Below are 14,598 nucleotides of genomic sequence, written 5' to 3' on the forward strand. Positions count from 1 at the left end.
TGCCCGCCATGCCGACCAGCGCCCAGCTCACCGCGGCGATCGAGCCCAGCGCCACATCCCCCCAGCGCACACCCGCACGGCCACCTGCGTCCACGCCCACGTCCATCAGGACCCCCCGATCTGCGGTGAGTTGCCCCATTCGCGCATGATCCGTACGCACTCATGGTCGCTTACCACTGTCCGGGGGTGTTTCCGCCGAGTCAACGGGCAGAGGGGCCTCGCGCACACGTGCTCTTCACGGGGCCCGGTTTTCCGATACGTAACTGAGCCTGAAATAGTTCCTGACGATGTTCACCATCCCTAGACTCCCAGTGACGGGGGAACCTCGGGGGACAATAAGTGGGGCTGGAGTGCCGGAACTCGTACTGGAATTGAATGGCAGGACCTGGACGCTCGATTCGTCCAGGTCATACACCCTTGGGCGTGATCCGCAGGGCGATCTGGCTGTCAACGACGCCCGGGTCTCGTGGCGGCACGCCACCATCAGCTGGGGCGGGCGCAGTTGGGTGATCGAGGATCACGGCTCGACCAATGGCACGTTCGTACAGGGCCAGCGGATCCATCAGATGGAGATCGGTCCCGGCTCAGCGGTGCACCTCGGCAACGCGACCGACGGCCCGCGGCTGAACCTCTCCGGAGGAGCTGCCGCGGCGGCTCCCGCACCGGTCCAGCAGCAGCCCGCGCAGGCCCAGCAGTACGGGGCGCCGGGCTGGGCGGCATCCCAGCAGCAGGCCACGGCCCGTGCGGCGGACCAGCCCAACTGGCAGCAGCAGGCCGCCCAGGTGCCGCAACAGCAGGGCGGGGCAGGCGGTTTCCCTGGCGGAGCAGGCGGTTTCCCCGGCGGTGTCGCGGGGGCCCCGCCGGTCTACGGCGACCGTTCGCCGACCACCTTCCATCAACTGGCCCTCGGCCGCGTGATGCGTATCGGCCGTGCGCTGGAGAACGAGCTGGTCGTCTCCGACCTGCAGGTCTCACGCCACCACGCCGAGTTCGTGGCCACGCCGGACGGCCGCTTCGAGCTCCACGACCTGGGCTCGCACAACGGTACGTACATCAACGGCCAGCCCATGACCAAGTCGGGCACGGCGGTGATCGGCCCCAACGACATCGTCGGCGTCGGCCACTCCACCTTCCGGCTGGTCGGGGACCGCCTGGAGCAGTTCGACGACATCGGTGAAGTCTCCTTCTCCGCACGCCACTTGACGGTGACGGTCGACGGCGGCAAGGACATCCTCAAGGACGTCTCCTTCGGCGTCCCCGAGAAGTCCCTGATCGCGGTCATCGGACCCTCGGGCTCCGGCAAGTCCACCCTGCTCAAGGCGCTGACCGGCTACCGGCCCGCCAACCAGGGCGACGTCCTCTACGACAACCGTAATCTCTACAAGCAGTTCGCCGAGCTCCGCCAGCGCATCGGCCTGGTCCCGCAGGACGACATCCTGCACAAGGAACTGACGGTCCGTAAGGCACTCAAGTACGCCGCCAAGCTGCGTTTCCCCTCGGACACGACCGAGGCCGAGCGCGCCCAGCGGATCGGGGAGGTCCTCGGCGAGCTCAAACTGGACATCCACAAGGAAAAGAGGATCACTTCGCTCTCCGGCGGCCAGCGCAAGCGCGTCTCGGTCGCCCTGGAGCTGCTCACCAAGCCCTCGCTGATCTTCCTGGACGAGCCGACCTCGGGCCTCGACCCGGGCATGGACCGCGATGTCATGCAGCTGCTGCGCGGGCTCGCCGACGATGGCCGCACGGTCCTCGTCGTCACCCACTCGGTGGCCGAGCTCGCCATCTGCGACAAGCTGCTCGTCATGGCTCCGGGCGGCGCTGTCGCGTACTTCGGACCGCCCGAGGAGGCTCTGAACTTCTTCGGCTACAGCACCTGGGCCGATGTGTTCTCCGCCTTCGAGAACTACCGCGACTACGACTGGGCGGGACGCTGGAGGGGTTCGCAGCACTACCAGATGTACGCCGCCGACATCGATGCCGTCGCCGCCCAGCCGGTGCACATGCCGCCCCCGCAGGCGATGAAGCCGCCCAAGCCGCAGAGCTGGGGCTCCCAGCTCTGGACGCTGATCCGCCGGTACTCCTCGGTCATCGCGTCCGACCGGGGCTTCCTGGGACTGATGGTGATCCTGCCCGCCGTCCTCGGCGTCGTCAGCGTCGTCATCCCGGCGAAGTTCGGCCTCGCCCCGCCGACGGGGGGCGCGCAGTTCAACAGCGACGCCGGCACGATCATGCTGATCCTCGCGGTCGGCATGTGCTTCTCGGGTGCGGCCAACTCCGTACGAGAACTGATCAAGGAACGGGTCATCTACGAGAGGGAACGGGCCACCGGCCTGTCCCGCTCGGCGTACCTGATGTCCAAGGTCATCGTCCTCGGCGTGATCACCGCGGTCCAGGGCGTCATCATCTGCGGCATCGGCTTCTCCCGCCGCAAGCTCCCCGCCGAGGGCCTGCTCATGCCGCCGGCCATCGAGATCTGCCTCGTCGTCATCGCGCTGGGCTTCACCTCGATGATGTTCGGCCTGGTGATCTCCTCGCTGGTGAAGACCGCCGAGAAGACCATGCCGCTCCTGGTGATGTTCGCGATCGTCCAGGTCGTCTTCACCGGCATCCTCTTCAAGGTGTACGGCTCGATCGGCCTGGAGCAGTTCGCCTGGCTGATGCCCTCCCGCTGGGCCATCGCGGGCGCAGGGACCACGCTCGACCTGGGGCATCTGATGCCACCGTGGGACCCCGCCAAACCGAACGACCTGGACCCGCTGTGGAAGCACTCGGCGAGTCAGTGGGGCATCAACATCACCGTTCTGCTGGCCATCGGAATCCTCTGCGGCTTCGCGGTGGCGCGCCTGCTGCGCCGCCACGAGCCCGAGGTCATGCGCAAGTAATTCCGTACGACACACGACACACGACACACAACGTCGAAGGGCGGCACCCGCGCGATGCGGGTGCCGCCCTTCGACGATGGGGGGCTGCGACGGCTCAGTAAGCGCCGTTGACGTTGTCGATCGAGCCGTACGTCGCGGCCGCGTAGTTGGCGGCAGCGGTGATGTTGGCGACCGGGTCGTAGAGGTCGTTCGCGGTTCCGGCGACGTGGTACGTGTCGAACGTCGGCTGGATGACCTGGAGCAGACCGATCGACGGGGTGCCGTTCTGGGCATTGATGTCGTATCCGTTGACGGCGCTCGGGTTGCCGCCCGACTCACGGATGATGTTGCGGTACAGGCCGTCGTAGGAGCCGGGGATGCCCTTCTCCTTCATGATGGCCAGCGCGTGGTTGATCCAGCCGTCCAGATTGTCGGCGTAGACCGGCGTACGGGCGGCGGCACGGCTGGCGGCGGCGGCCTCGTCGCGCTTCTTCGCGGCGGCGGCAGCGTCGGCCTTGGCCTTGGCGTCCGCATCGGCCTTCGCCTTGGCGGTGGCGTCCGACTTGGCCTTCGCGGCGGCCTTCGCCTTGGAGTCCGCGGCGGCCTTCGCCTTGGCCGCGGATGCCTTGGCAGCAGCCTTGGCGGCGTTGTCCGCGTTCTCCTGCTGCTTGTCCACGCTGGCGGACAGGACCTTGGTCTGGGTGGCGAAGGCGGCCGTCGAGGTGTCGAGCGTCTTGGAGGACTCCGCGGAAGCGTTTCCGGGCACAAGGGAGAAAGCGAGGGCCGCGGCGCCAACGGCGGCGACACCGGCGATCGAGAACTTGTGGGTCTTGGTCAGACGACTATGGCCGGGAGTGCTGGACTCGGTCATTGCAGACGTACCTCTTCGAATAGCTGGAGTCGCTTTAGCCGGGGACGGCGATGCGCCCTGGGGCGGCGACTGAGCCATTGTTAGCGGCCGCAAAAACCTGTGGCAAAGGTGTGACGTACGACCCTGCTTAGTGGACCGGGGGCGGTCCAGGACCACCGGGTGCCCGCGCATACCCGGCTCACATAGCCCTTATGCGTCAACTATGAGAGTTCGTAAGTGACGTGCGTCCTATGCGCGGGCTCACATCGGACGCGTAACAAAATCACCAACAGTTGCTGGAGCAATTCGGAACGTAGTCATTCTCATTCGGAAGGATGAGATGGACGTCCCCGAACTCATGCCAGAGGTAGAGCTCCCGGAGTGCTTCCGCGTAGCTGAGGCTCAGTGCCTCGCCCCCGGCGATCGCCTCCAGCATCAGCAGATGCGAGGCCTCGGGCTCGTGCAGCCCGGTCAGCAGCCCGTCCACGGCACGCACCCCGCGCTCCGGTGTGACCACGAGGTCCGTCCACCCGGACAGCGCCCGCACCACCCCGTCGGGCCCGGTGGCGGTCTCCAGCGCGCGTACGGCCGTCGTCCCCACCGCCACGATGCGTCCCCTGCCCGCACGGGCCGCGTTGACCAGCCAGGCGGTCGTCTCCGGCACCTCGAACCGCTCCGGATACGGCGTCTCGTGCGACTCCGTCGACGCGACCCCGGTATGCAGGGTGATCGGTGCGAACTGCACCCCCCGGCTCACCAGCTCCGCCACGAGCCCCGCGGTGAAGGGCCGCGCGGCACTCGGCATCTCGGCGGAACCCGCCCCGTCGGGGGAGGGCAGCGCGAAGACGGTCTGGTGCGCGGCGAGCGGCTGATCGCGCAGCGTGTACGGATACCGGATCGGCCTCCCGTGCTCCCGCAACACCCCCACCACGTCATCGACCGAAGGACGCGCCCACCAGAGCCGGTCCTCCCCGTCCCGCAACGGCTGCTCAAGGACGAGCCGCACGCCCCCCGGCAGCCGCACCAGGGCCCCAGCGGGCCCTCCGTGCCGCCGCCGGGTGCTCCCGCCGGCCAGCGGATGCCGCAGCTCGACCACCCACCGCCCGTCGTCGCCCCGGGTCGAGAAGTGCACCACTACCCGTTCATCCCCGACCCGTCCGTCCACCGCCGCCGGCAGCGTCTGCGACGTATTGACGACCAGCACGTCCCCGGCCCGCAGCTGAAGGGGCAGCTCCCGAAAGGAATGGTGCGAGACCGCACTCCCTCTGGACACCATCAGACGTACGTCGTCCCGCCCGTCCCCCCGCTCCTCGGCCGGCACGGAAGCCAGCAGCTCCTCCGGGACCCTCACGACCACCGGAGCGCTCATCGCCGCGCCTCCAGCAGCGCCGGGGCGGAGTACCGCCCACTCGCGGGCCGTTCCGCCAGCAGCCGCAGAAACGCCGGGACCACACTCCCCGGCGAGGGCCGCGCATCCTCGTCACCCGGGACGGCCGCCGCGTACAGATCCGTCCCCATGTCGCCCGGGTCCACCGCCCACACCCGCAGCCCCGGCTCCTCCACCGCCAGCACTGCGGCCAGATGGTCGAGGGCCGCCTTCGAAGCCCCGTAGCCGCCCCAGGTCTCGTACGCCTCGGCTGCCGCGTCCGAGCTCACCGCGATCACCGTGCCCTCCGCGCCCGCCCGCAGCAGCTCCAGCGACGCCTGTACGAGGCCGAGCGCAGCCACCACATTCGTCTCCAGCGCCGCCCGCAGTCCATCGAGGCCCAGCGACTCCAGCCGCACCAGCGGCTCCGCCCCCAGCGCACTCGCATTGCTCACCAGCAGGTCGAGCCCGCCGAGATCCCGCGCCGCGGACACCAGTTCCGCGCGGTGCCCCGCATCAGTGACATCCCCTGCCACCGCCACCACCCGCGAACCGTGCTTCCCCAGCTCCCGGGCCGTCTCCTCCAGCACGTCCGCCGTCCTGGCGTCGAGCACCAGATCCCAGCCCCGCTCCGCGAGCCCCGCCGCGAGCGCACGCCCCAGCCCCTTGGAAGCCCCAGTGATGATCGCTACTGACATGACACGGTCCCCTCTTCGCTGTGTGCCACCACCGTAGGAACGGCCCCCCGCCCACCGCGTCGTCCGCGAGCCGCAGCACCGCACCGCACTTCGACCTAGGTCCTGCGGCCCGATCAACTGCCGTCCACAGCCCGATACGCAGGGTCGATGCCGCCGGTACGGTGACCCCATGTCCCACGTCCCCCGATCAGGCCTGTCCGCGGTGAGCACCGCGCTGCTCGCCATGAGCCGGCACATGGAGGTGCGCGACGTCCTCAAGACGATCGTCGCCTCGGCCCGCGAACTGCTCGACGCCGAGTACGCGGCACTCGGTGTCCCCGACGACCACGGCGGCTTCGCCCAGTTCGTGGTCGACGGCATGAGCGACGCCCAGTGGAAGGCGATCGGCCCGCTGCCGCGCCAGCACGGCATCCTCGCCGCGATGCTGCATGAGGCGAAGCCCGAGCGGCTGGCCGATGTTCGCAAGGACCCCCGCTTCGAGGGCTGGCCCTCAGCGCACCCCGACATGTCCGACTTCCTGGGCCTGCCGATCCGGGACGGCGACGAAACGATCGGCGCGCTCTTCCTCGCCAACAAGAGGTGCCCGAAGCCCACGGACACCTGCGGCTTCACCGCCGACGACGAAGAGCTCCTCACGATCCTCGCGCAGCACGCCGCGATCGCCCTCACCAACGCACGCCTGTACGAGCGCAGCCGCGAGCTGACCATCGCGGAAGAACGCTCCAGGCTGGCCCATGAGCTCCACGACGCGGTGAGCCAGAAGCTCTTCTCGCTCCGTCTCACCGCCCAGGCCGCCGCCACCCTGGTGGACCGCGACCCGGCCCGCGCCAAGGAGGAGCTCCACCAGGTGGCGGCCCTCGCCGCCGAAGCGGCGGACGAACTGCGCGCCGCGGTGGTCGAGTTGCGCCCCGCGGGCCTCGACGAGGACGGCCTCGCCGCCACCCTGCGCACCCAGATCCAGGTCCTGGACCGCGCCCACTCGGCGCATGTCACCTTCGACAACGGTCATGCGCGGGCGCTGCCCGCGGCCCGTGAGGAGGCCCTGCTCCGGGTCGCCCAGGAGGCCCTGCACAACGCCCTGCGGCACTCCGGCGCGGCCCGCGTCGACGTCGTACTCGACCAGACCGGTCGGCAGACGGTCCTGCGCGTCACCGACGACGGCTGCGGGTTCGACCCCAGGACGGTCCGCCGCGCGGGACGCCACCTCGGCCTGGTCTCCATGCGCGACCGGGCGAGCGGGGTCGGCGGGCAGCTGACCGTGGAATCGGCACCTGGCAAAGGAACGACAATCGAGATGGAGGTCCCCGGTGGCTGACAAGGTGATCCGTGTACTCCTGGTCGACGACCACCAGGTGGTCCGCCGCGGCCTGCGTACCTTCCTGGAGATCCAGGAAGACATAGAGGTGGTCGGCGAGGCGTCCGACGGCGCAGAGGGCATCGCCCGCGCCGAGGAGCTGCGCCCCGACGTCGTCCTGATGGACGTCAAGATGCCCGGCATGGACGGCATCGAGGCCCTGCGGAAACTCCGCGAACTGGCCAACCCCGCCAAGGTGCTGGTGGTCACCAGCTTCACCGAGAAGCGCACGGTGGTCCCGGCCCTGCGCGCAGGGGCTTCCGGTTACGTATACAAGGACATCGACCCGGACGCGCTGGCCGGAGCCATCCGTTCCGTGCACGCGGGCCACGTCCTGCTCCAGCCCGAGGTGGCGGGCGCGCTCCTCTCCCAGGACGAACACGGCAGCGGCCAGGGCAGGGGCACCACCCTCACCGAACGCGAGCGCGAGGTCCTCGGCCACATCGCCGACGGCCGCTCCAACCGTGAGATCGCCCGGGCCCTCGTCCTCTCGGAGAAGACGGTCAAGACCCACGTGTCGAACATCCTGATGAAGCTCGATCTGGCGGACCGCACCCAGGCGGCTCTCTGGGCGGTGCGACACGGCGCGACCGGCTGACATACCGGAAGGCGGACCGTCGTCCTCCGGTCCGAGATTCATACCGTCGGGTGTATGTCGCCCGTTCGGCGTATCCCTCTCGGGCCGAGAGCGTTCTCCATGGCGTGCTGCGGCGGCTGGCCGCAGCTACTGCTAGGAGGATCCTGAAGTGAAGAGCATGAAGAAGGCCACCGCCATTGCCCTGGTCGCCGGCGGCATTGTCGCCGCGGGTGCCGGTGTCGCGTCCGCCACCGACGGCGCGCACGCCAACGGCAAGGCCGTCAAGTCCCCGGGCGTCGTCTCGGGCAACCTGATTCAGGCTCCGGTGCACGTCCCGGTGAACGCCGTCGGCAACACCGTTTCCGTGATCGGTGCCCTCAACCCGGCCTTCGGGAACGACGGCTTCAACGGCTGATCAAGCCACCTGTACGACTGACCGGCCCTCGCGGTCGAGCAGTGACCGCCGGCCCCCGGAGACTTCCGGGGGCCGGTCCGGTTTCCGCCCCGCCGGTCCCGCCCGTTCCCTCAGCCCCGCTCGCGCTCCTCGACGAACGCGTTGAAGGCGGCCACCTGGGCCCGCCGCGCCACCCGCTCCACCGGCCGCAGCGCCTCACCCCGCGCCGCCATCTCCGAGGCGCTCACCGCACCGCCGTGACCGCTCTCGTACGCCACCGAGACCAGCGCCCCCACCCGCTGCGCCATCTCCAGCACCCGTACCGCACGCGGCGGATACCCCGGAGCGAGCACCTCGCCGCCGGATCCCTCCACCCGCGCCCGATAGGCGTCGATCGCCGCCGCGGCCACCGGACCCGACCCGGCCACATCGAGCTGCGACAGCACCGCCGTCGCATCCCGCAGCGCCTCCGCGAGCTCCCGCTCCGCCTCGCCGAGCGAGGGCACGTCCGCCGGCGGAGCCTCCCGCACCGTCAGGCAGTGCCAGACCACCTCGACATGCAGATCGCCCGGGGTCCCCGCCTCGTGTATCTCCGGTACGAGTCCGTACGGGGCCCCGAAACCGACCACGCCCTCCTCCGCGTCCAGGGCCCGCGCATTGAATTCCGGCGGGCCGCTGAGCCCCAGCGGATGCCCCGGCGCGGGCAGCGCCACCCGGAATCCGGTGACCCCGAGCGCGCGCAGCCGGCCGAGCGCCAGCGTGAGCCCGACAGGACCCGACTCGCCGGGCAGCCCGGCGACCCTGTGGACCGCGTCACCGCCCACGATCGCGAGCGCCGCGTCATCCGGCGAAATATTTCCGGCCAAAAGGGCATTTCCCCATGCGGCCAGGCGTCCTGAGCGTGGTTCCGAGAGCATGGAGACAGCCTAGGGACTGGACCGCTTCGGCGGTGGCGTAGGTTTTCCCTGGGAGCTGCGCACCACAGGCGCACGCGCGAACCGAAACTGCATGGGGAGACAACGCGCTCATGAGCGATGTACTGGAGCTGCTGGACGTATCGGTGGTCCGCGACGGACGTGCTCTGGTGGACGACGTCTCCTGGGCGGTGAAGGAAGGCGAGCGCTGGGTGATTCTCGGCCCCAACGGCGCCGGCAAGACCACCCTCCTCAACATCGCCTCCAGCTACCTCTTCCCCACCTCGGGCACCGCCTCGATCCTCGGCGAGAAGCTCGGCAAGCCGGGCACCGACGTCTTCGAGCTCCGCCCGCGCATCGGCATGGCCGGTGCGGCGATGGCCGACAAGATGCCCAAGCGCCAGACCGTCCTGCAGACGGTGCTCACCGCCGCGTACGGCATGACCGCCACCTGGCACGAGAACTACGACGAGGTCGACGAGCAGCGCGCCCGCGCCTTCCTCGACCGCCTCGGCATGACCGAGTACCTGGACCGCAAGTTCGGCACCCTCTCCGAGGGCGAGCGCAAGCGCACGCTCATCGCCCGCGCCATGATGACGGACCCCGAGCTCCTCCTCCTCGACGAGCCCGCCGCGGGTCTCGACCTCGGAGGCCGCGAGGACCTGGTCCGCCGCCTCGGCCGCCTCGCCCAGGACCCGTACGCCCCCTCCATGGTCATGGTCACCCACCATGTCGAGGAGATCGCCCCCGGCTTCACCCACGTCCTGATGATCCGTCAGGGCAAGGTCCTCGCCGCGGGCCCCATGGAGACCGAGCTGACCTCCAGGAATCTCTCCCTCTGCTTCGGTCTGCCGCTCCTCGTCGAGCAGCGCGGCAACCGCTGGTCGGCGCAGGGTCTCCCGCTCGGCTGACCCCGACCGGTCCGCGTGCGCCCTGTCCCCGGAGGGACCTGCGGATCTACCATGACCTTGTGGACATCGAGGCGTGGGTGTGGTGGCTGATCGGCGCGGTCGGACTGGGAATTCCGCTCGTGGTGACCGCGATGCCGGAATTCGGGATGTTCGCCGTCGGAGCGGTCGCCGCGGCGGTCGTGGCGGGTCTCGGCGGCGGTGTCGTCAGCCAGTTCCTCGTCTTCGTCATCGTCTCCGTGGCACTCATCGCGGTCGTACGGCCGATCGCCAACCGGCACCGCGCCCAGCGGCCCGAACTGGCCACCGGTATCGAAGCACTGAAGGGCCGTCAGGCCGTCGTCCTGGAACGGGTCGACGGCAACGGCGGCCGGATCAAGCTGGCCGGTGAGATCTGGTCCGCACGCACGCTCGACGCGGGCCAGAGCTTCGACGCCGGACAGCAGGTCGATGTCGTCGAGATCGAGGGAGCGACGGCAATCGTCATGTGACCTCACGAACTTCCCACACGGCAGACCGCGATCTGCGAATATCGATCACCGAGATCCACCGGCAATCGAAGGGCACGGGAGCACGATGCCATCCGTCATCATCGTCCTGATCATTCTGGTGGTGCTGGTCTTCATCGCCCTGGTCAAGACGATTCAGGTCATCCCGCAGGCCAGCGCAGCCATCGTGGAGCGCTTCGGCCGCTATACCCGCACGCTCAACGCGGGCCTGAACATCGTCGTCCCGTTCATCGACTCGATCCGCAACCGCATCGATCTCCGTGAACAGGTCGTTCCGTTCCCGCCCCAGCCGGTGATCACCCAGGACAACCTGGTGGTCAACATCGACACCGTCATCTACTACCAGGTGACCGACGCCCGCGCCGCGACCTACGAGGTCGCCAGCTACATCCAGGCGATCGAACAGCTCACCGTCACCACGCTCCGCAACATCATCGGCGGCATGGACCTGGAGCGGACCCTGACCTCCCGCGAGGAGATCAACGCGGCACTGCGCGGAGTCCTCGACGAGGCCACCGGCAAGTGGGGCATCCGCGTCAACCGCGTCGAGCTCAAGGCGATCGAGCCGCCGACCTCCATCCAGGACTCGATGGAGAAGCAGATGCGCGCCGACCGCGACAAGCGCGCCGCGATCCTCCAGGCCGAAGGTGTACGGCAGTCCGAGATCCTGCGCGCCGAGGGCGAGAAACAGTCCTCGATCCTGCGCGCGGAGGGTGACGCCAAGGCCGCGGCCCTGCGCGCCGAGGGCGAGGCCCAGGCGATCCGTACGGTCTTCGAGTCGATCCACGCGGGCGACGCGGACCAGAAGCTCCTCGCGTACCAGTACCTCCAGATGCTCCCGAAGATCGCCGAGGGCGACGCCAACAAGCTCTGGATCGTGCCCAGCGAAATCGGCGACGCGCTCAAGGGCCTCAGCGGCGCCTTCGGCAACATCGGCGGGGGAGTGCCCGGCTTCGACACGGGCAAGGAGAAGACGCCGCCGACCGAATGACGGCCGGACGAGAACAGTGAATGGGCCCGCCCCTGTTGTCCGGGGGCGGGCCCATTCACCGCGTACATACGTCTACGTCTGCACTCAAGCGGTCTGCGGCAGCCAGTCCGGCAGTGCGTGGCGCTCACCGGCCCCGAGCGCGAGCAGCATCGCATCGGCGGGCGTCGGTATGAACGGCTTGCGCAGCAACGGCATCCCCGCCTGCTCCGGCGTACGGGCAGCCTTGCGGTGGTTGTCCTCCGCACACGAGGCCACCGTGTTCAGCCAGGTGTCCTGACCGCCCTGCGCCCTCGGCACCACATGGTCCACGGTGCTCGCCCGCCGCCCGCAGTACGCACACCGGTGCTGGTCCCTGATCAGCACACCCCGCCTCGACCAGGGTGCCTGTCTTCGGAAGGGCACCCGTACGTACCGGCAGAGCCTGATCACCCGCGGCACCGGTATGTCGACCGCGGCGGCGCGCACCCGCAGTCCGGGATGGGCCTGCTCGACGACGGCCTTGTCCTGCAGCACCAGCACCACAGCACGGTTGAGCGTCACCGTCGACAGCGGTTCGAAGCTCGCGTTCAGAACCAGTGTGTCCCGCATCGTGCCCACCTCCGTAGCGCCGGCCCACCCCCTGGTGGACTGGGATCAACTCTGGCCGGGCGCGCCACAATGGACAACGTAATAAAAAAGGCCCTGCCCTGATCTCTCCAAGACCAGGGCAGGGCAAACAATCAGCGGACGTTCAACCCCCGGCAGGAGCTGTGTACTCACCGATCAGCTGAGCACGCCCGAGGGTGTGGAACCGAAGGTTGAAGCCGACGGCGGCCGGCGAGGTGTCGCCATCCGTACCCAGCTTCTCGGTGTCCACCGCATAGACGGTGAAGACATAGCGGTGCGTCTCCCCGGCCGGCGGCGCGGCACCCCCGAAGTCCTTCGACCCGTAGTCGTTACGGGCCTGAATCGCGACGTCCGGAAGCCCCGCGAAGGTGCCGCTGCCGGCGCCCGCAGGCAGCTCGGTGACCGAGGCCGGGATGTCGACGACCGACCAGTGCCAGAACCCGCTGCCCGTGGGCGCGTCCGGGTCGTAGCACGTCACGGCGAAGCTCTTGGTCTCCGCGGGGAAGCCCTCCCACCGCAGCTGCGGCGAAGTGTTCCCGGCCGCGTAGACCTGAGCGTCCTTCAGAGCCGCGCCCGGCTCGACGTCGTCACTCGCCACGGTGAAAGAAGGAACGGGCGGGTGGAAGTCGTGGGGGAGCGGCGGCCTGTTGAGCCCAGTCACGTGAGCACCTCCTGCGTCGGCAGTTCTCTCTGTCCGCCTCCGACCCTAGAGCCAGTTGCGACGGCCGCCGACCTGGGCGAGCCATTCATTGAGATACGCGGACCAGTCGGTCCCCTGGAAGTCGTTCAGCCCCACCTGGAACGCACGGTAGGAGTCGCTGCCCTCGCTGAAGAGCCCCGGCTTCTTGTCCATCTCCAGAATGACGTCCATCTCGCGGTCGTCCGCGACGAACGTCAGCTCGACCTGGTTGAGCCCGCGGTACTGGGAAGGCGCCTGGAACTCGATCTCCTGGTAGAACGGCAGCCGCTGACGCGTCCCGCGGATGTGACCGCGCTCCATGTCCGCGCTCTTGAAGCGGAACCCGAGCCGGATGAAGGCGTCGAGAATCGCCTGCTGCGCTGGCAGCGGGTGCACGCTGATCGGGTCCAGGTCCCCGGAGTCGATCGCCCGGGCGATCTCCAGCTCGGTCGTCACCCCGATGTTCATCCCGCGGAGCGGCTGTCCGTCCACACTGGTGACAGGCGTCTCCCACGGAATCTCGAGCCCGAACGGCACCACGTGCACGGCCCCGGCCCTGACCTCGAAGGCCCCGCCGATCCGTACCTTGGTGAACTCGATGTCCTGCTTGACCTCCTGGTCGCCGCCCTCGACCTCGACGCGCGCCTGCAGACCGACGGAGAGCCCCTCGATCTGCTGGTCAACAGATCCGCCCTGGATCCGCACCTCGCCCTGGACGACCCCGCCGGGCACGACATTGGCCTCGAACAGCTCGGTCTCGACCGAGGCACCGCCCGCACCCAAGCTGGCGAGCAGCTTCTTGAACCCCATATCCACTCCTCCTAGATCCTGACCCCTACATACGCGCAACGTCCGCGTTCGGTTCCCCACTACGCTGGGACGCCATGATCGCGAGCCCCGACCGTACGCCGCTCCCGCGGCAATTCTTCGACCGCCCCGTTCTGGAGGTGGCCCCCGACCTGCTGGGTCGCATCCTGGTCCGCAACGCACCCGAAGGCCAGATGGAACTCCGCCTCACCGAGGTCGAGGCGTACGCCGGCGGAGCCGACCCCGGCTCACACGCCTACCGGGGTCCCACCCCGCGCAACGAAGTGATGTTCGGTCCGCCAGGACATGCGTACGTCTACTTCACCTACGGCATGTGGCACTGCCTCAACCTGGTCTGTGGTCCCGAGGGCTCCGCGAGCGGTGTCCTGCTCCGCGCAGGCGAGATCCGGGTGGGCGCGGATCTCGCGCGCAAACGTCGAATCTCGGCCCGCCATGACAGGGAACTGGCCAAAGGCCCGGCCCGTCTGGCCACCGCCCTGGACGTGGACCGCACCCTGAACGGCACCGACGTCTGCGCCGGCCCGCAGTCCCCCCTGTCCCTGCTCTCGGGCACCCCGCCCCGCCCCGACCAGGTACGCAGCGGACCGAGGACCGGAGTCGGCGGCGAGGGTGCCACACAGCCCTGGCGCTTCTGGATCGACAACGACCCCACGGTGAGCCCTTATCGGGCCCACACCCCACGGCACAGGCGAACTTGACCCGGCCCCTGGGAGCGCCTAACGTAGTCCGAGCCGCTTGAAACGGGTACTGCTATCGGAACGGTCCTCAGGACCCGACCTGAGCATCCCGAAGCGGCCAACCACTACTACGATCAACCCTCGCGGGTTCTGTTTTCGGCATGCCGAAATTGGAACTCAAATGCTCGATTATGAGCTGCCGAGGGAATCGGCTAAAGTAGTGACCACGCCGAAAGGGAAACGCGAAAGCGAATAACTCGAAGCGGTCCCGCCGACTGGGAATCAGGCCCGAAAGGATCTGATAGAGTCGGAAACGCAAGACCGAATGGGAAGCGCCCGGAGGAAAGCCCCAGAAAATGTTCTGTGGGTGAGTACAAAGGAAGCGT

The 14,598-nt window shown here is 68.8% G+C and carries 15 protein-coding genes; 8 read left to right on the top strand and 7 right to left on the bottom strand.

Annotated features, from left to right (window positions below; genetic code table 11):
* The first annotated feature begins 350 nt into the window (after positions 1-350).
* Entirely contained in the window at positions 351-2,882 is a 2,532-nt protein-coding gene (locus J0695_RS12390) for an ABC transporter ATP-binding protein/permease (RefSeq protein WP_307798579.1), read from the top strand.
* Between the two features lie 94 nt (positions 2,883-2,976).
* On the opposite strand, the gene J0695_RS12395 is transcribed toward J0695_RS12390, so the two are convergent.
* From J0695_RS12395 to J0695_RS12405, 3 genes are all read right to left on the bottom strand, one after another.
* Entirely contained in the window at positions 2,977-3,732 is a 756-nt protein-coding gene (locus J0695_RS12395; RefSeq protein ID WP_206962044.1) for a transglycosylase SLT domain-containing protein, read from the bottom strand.
* Positions 3,733-3,994: 262 nt separating this feature from the next.
* The gene (locus J0695_RS12400) at positions 3,995-5,080 is read right to left on the bottom strand and encodes an S-adenosylmethionine:tRNA ribosyltransferase-isomerase (RefSeq protein WP_206962045.1); all 1,086 of its coding nucleotides are present in this window, start codon (positions 5,078-5,080) and stop codon (positions 3,995-3,997) included.
* Complete coding sequence (locus J0695_RS12405) at positions 5,077-5,775, bottom strand: SDR family NAD(P)-dependent oxidoreductase (protein ID WP_206962046.1); 699 nt, start codon at positions 5,773-5,775, stop codon at positions 5,077-5,079. Before J0695_RS12405 ends, J0695_RS12400 begins: the two co-directional genes overlap by 4 nt.
* A 169-nt stretch (positions 5,776-5,944) precedes the next feature.
* On the opposite strand from J0695_RS12405, the gene J0695_RS12410 reads away from it, so the two are divergent.
* The 3 genes from J0695_RS12410 to J0695_RS12420 all read left to right on the top strand — a co-directional run bounded on the left by J0695_RS12410 (position 5,945) and on the right by J0695_RS12420 (position 8,121).
* Positions 5,945-7,090: a GAF domain-containing sensor histidine kinase gene (locus J0695_RS12410; RefSeq protein ID WP_206962047.1), complete on the top strand. Its 1,146-nt coding sequence runs from the start codon at positions 5,945-5,947 to the stop codon at positions 7,088-7,090.
* Positions 7,083-7,727 (top strand): response regulator, encoded by a 645-nt coding sequence (locus J0695_RS12415; RefSeq protein ID WP_206962048.1) that lies wholly within the window; start codon positions 7,083-7,085, stop codon positions 7,725-7,727. The genes J0695_RS12410 and J0695_RS12415 overlap by 8 nt, the downstream gene beginning before the upstream one ends.
* Before the next feature lie 148 nt (positions 7,728-7,875).
* On the top strand, positions 7,876-8,121 hold the full coding sequence (locus J0695_RS12420; protein ID WP_206962049.1) for a chaplin: 246 nt from the start codon (positions 7,876-7,878) through the stop codon (positions 8,119-8,121).
* 110 nt (positions 8,122-8,231) lie between these two features.
* On the opposite strand, the gene J0695_RS12425 is transcribed toward J0695_RS12420, so the two are convergent.
* Positions 8,232-9,017 carry an Rv1486c family protein gene (locus tag J0695_RS12425; RefSeq protein WP_206962050.1) on the bottom strand — a complete coding sequence of 262 codons (786 nt, stop codon included), beginning with the start codon at positions 9,015-9,017 and terminating at the stop codon, positions 8,232-8,234.
* A 110-nt stretch (positions 9,018-9,127) separates the two neighbouring features.
* Between J0695_RS12425 and J0695_RS12430 the strand changes: the two genes are divergently transcribed.
* The 3 genes from J0695_RS12430 (at position 9,128) to J0695_RS12440 (ending at position 11,422) form a co-directional block, all read left to right on the top strand.
* The gene (locus J0695_RS12430; protein WP_206962051.1) at positions 9,128-9,925 is read left to right on the top strand and encodes an ABC transporter ATP-binding protein; all 798 of its coding nucleotides are present in this window, start codon (positions 9,128-9,130) and stop codon (positions 9,923-9,925) included.
* Positions 9,926-9,984: 59 nt separating this feature from the next.
* Positions 9,985-10,413: an NfeD family protein gene (locus J0695_RS12435; protein ID WP_206962052.1), complete on the top strand. Its 429-nt coding sequence runs from the start codon at positions 9,985-9,987 to the stop codon at positions 10,411-10,413.
* 85 nt (positions 10,414-10,498) lie between these two features.
* Positions 10,499-11,422 carry an SPFH domain-containing protein gene (locus tag J0695_RS12440; RefSeq protein ID WP_206962053.1) on the top strand — a complete coding sequence of 308 codons (924 nt, stop codon included), beginning with the start codon at positions 10,499-10,501 and terminating at the stop codon, positions 11,420-11,422.
* An 84-nt stretch (positions 11,423-11,506) separates the two neighbouring features.
* On the opposite strand, the gene J0695_RS12445 is transcribed toward J0695_RS12440, so the two are convergent.
* From J0695_RS12445 to J0695_RS12455, 3 genes are all read right to left on the bottom strand, one after another.
* Positions 11,507-12,010, bottom strand: coding sequence for an HNH endonuclease (locus tag J0695_RS12445; RefSeq protein ID WP_206962054.1), 504 nt, complete (start codon positions 12,008-12,010; stop codon positions 11,507-11,509).
* Positions 12,011-12,152: 142 nt separating this feature from the next.
* Entirely contained in the window at positions 12,153-12,689 is a 537-nt protein-coding gene (locus J0695_RS12450; RefSeq protein WP_206962055.1) for a YbhB/YbcL family Raf kinase inhibitor-like protein, read from the bottom strand.
* A 45-nt stretch (positions 12,690-12,734) separates the two neighbouring features.
* Positions 12,735-13,517, bottom strand: a complete 783-nt coding sequence (locus tag J0695_RS12455; protein WP_206962056.1) for a sporulation protein — start codon at positions 13,515-13,517, stop codon at positions 12,735-12,737.
* Positions 13,518-13,591: 74 nt separating this feature from the next.
* On the opposite strand from J0695_RS12455, the gene J0695_RS12460 reads away from it, so the two are divergent.
* Entirely contained in the window at positions 13,592-14,233 is a 642-nt protein-coding gene (locus J0695_RS12460; protein ID WP_206962057.1) for a DNA-3-methyladenine glycosylase, read from the top strand.
* Positions 14,234-14,598: the final 365 nt, after the last annotated feature.

The sequence above is a fragment of the Streptomyces beijiangensis genome (genome assembly GCF_017315755.1).
Taxonomy (GTDB): domain Bacteria; phylum Actinomycetota; class Actinomycetes; order Streptomycetales; family Streptomycetaceae; genus Streptomyces; species Streptomyces beijiangensis.

Excerpts from the sequence above, each read along its gene's own strand:
- J0695_RS12425 (WP_206962050.1), bottom strand. The coding sequence starts at position 9,017 with ATGCTCTCGGAACCACGCTCAGGACGCCTGGCCGCATGGGGAAATGCC.
- J0695_RS12460 (WP_206962057.1), top strand. The coding sequence starts at position 13,592 with ATGATCGCGAGCCCCGACCGTACGCCGCTCCCGCGGCAATTCTTCGAC.
- J0695_RS12430 (WP_206962051.1), top strand. The coding sequence starts at position 9,128 with ATGAGCGATGTACTGGAGCTGCTGGACGTATCGGTGGTCCGCGACGGA.
- J0695_RS12410 (WP_206962047.1), top strand. The coding sequence starts at position 5,945 with ATGTCCCACGTCCCCCGATCAGGCCTGTCCGCGGTGAGCACCGCGCTG.
- J0695_RS12445 (WP_206962054.1), bottom strand. The coding sequence starts at position 12,010 with ATGCGGGACACACTGGTTCTGAACGCGAGCTTCGAACCGCTGTCGACG.
- J0695_RS12440 (WP_206962053.1), top strand. The coding sequence starts at position 10,499 with ATGCCATCCGTCATCATCGTCCTGATCATTCTGGTGGTGCTGGTCTTC.
- J0695_RS12395 (WP_206962044.1), bottom strand. The coding sequence starts at position 3,732 with ATGACCGAGTCCAGCACTCCCGGCCATAGTCGTCTGACCAAGACCCAC.
- J0695_RS12405 (WP_206962046.1), bottom strand. The coding sequence starts at position 5,775 with ATGTCAGTAGCGATCATCACTGGGGCTTCCAAGGGGCTGGGGCGTGCG.
- J0695_RS12455 (WP_206962056.1), bottom strand. The coding sequence starts at position 13,517 with ATGGGGTTCAAGAAGCTGCTCGCCAGCTTGGGTGCGGGCGGTGCCTCG.
- J0695_RS12400 (WP_206962045.1), bottom strand. The coding sequence starts at position 5,080 with ATGAGCGCTCCGGTGGTCGTGAGGGTCCCGGAGGAGCTGCTGGCTTCC.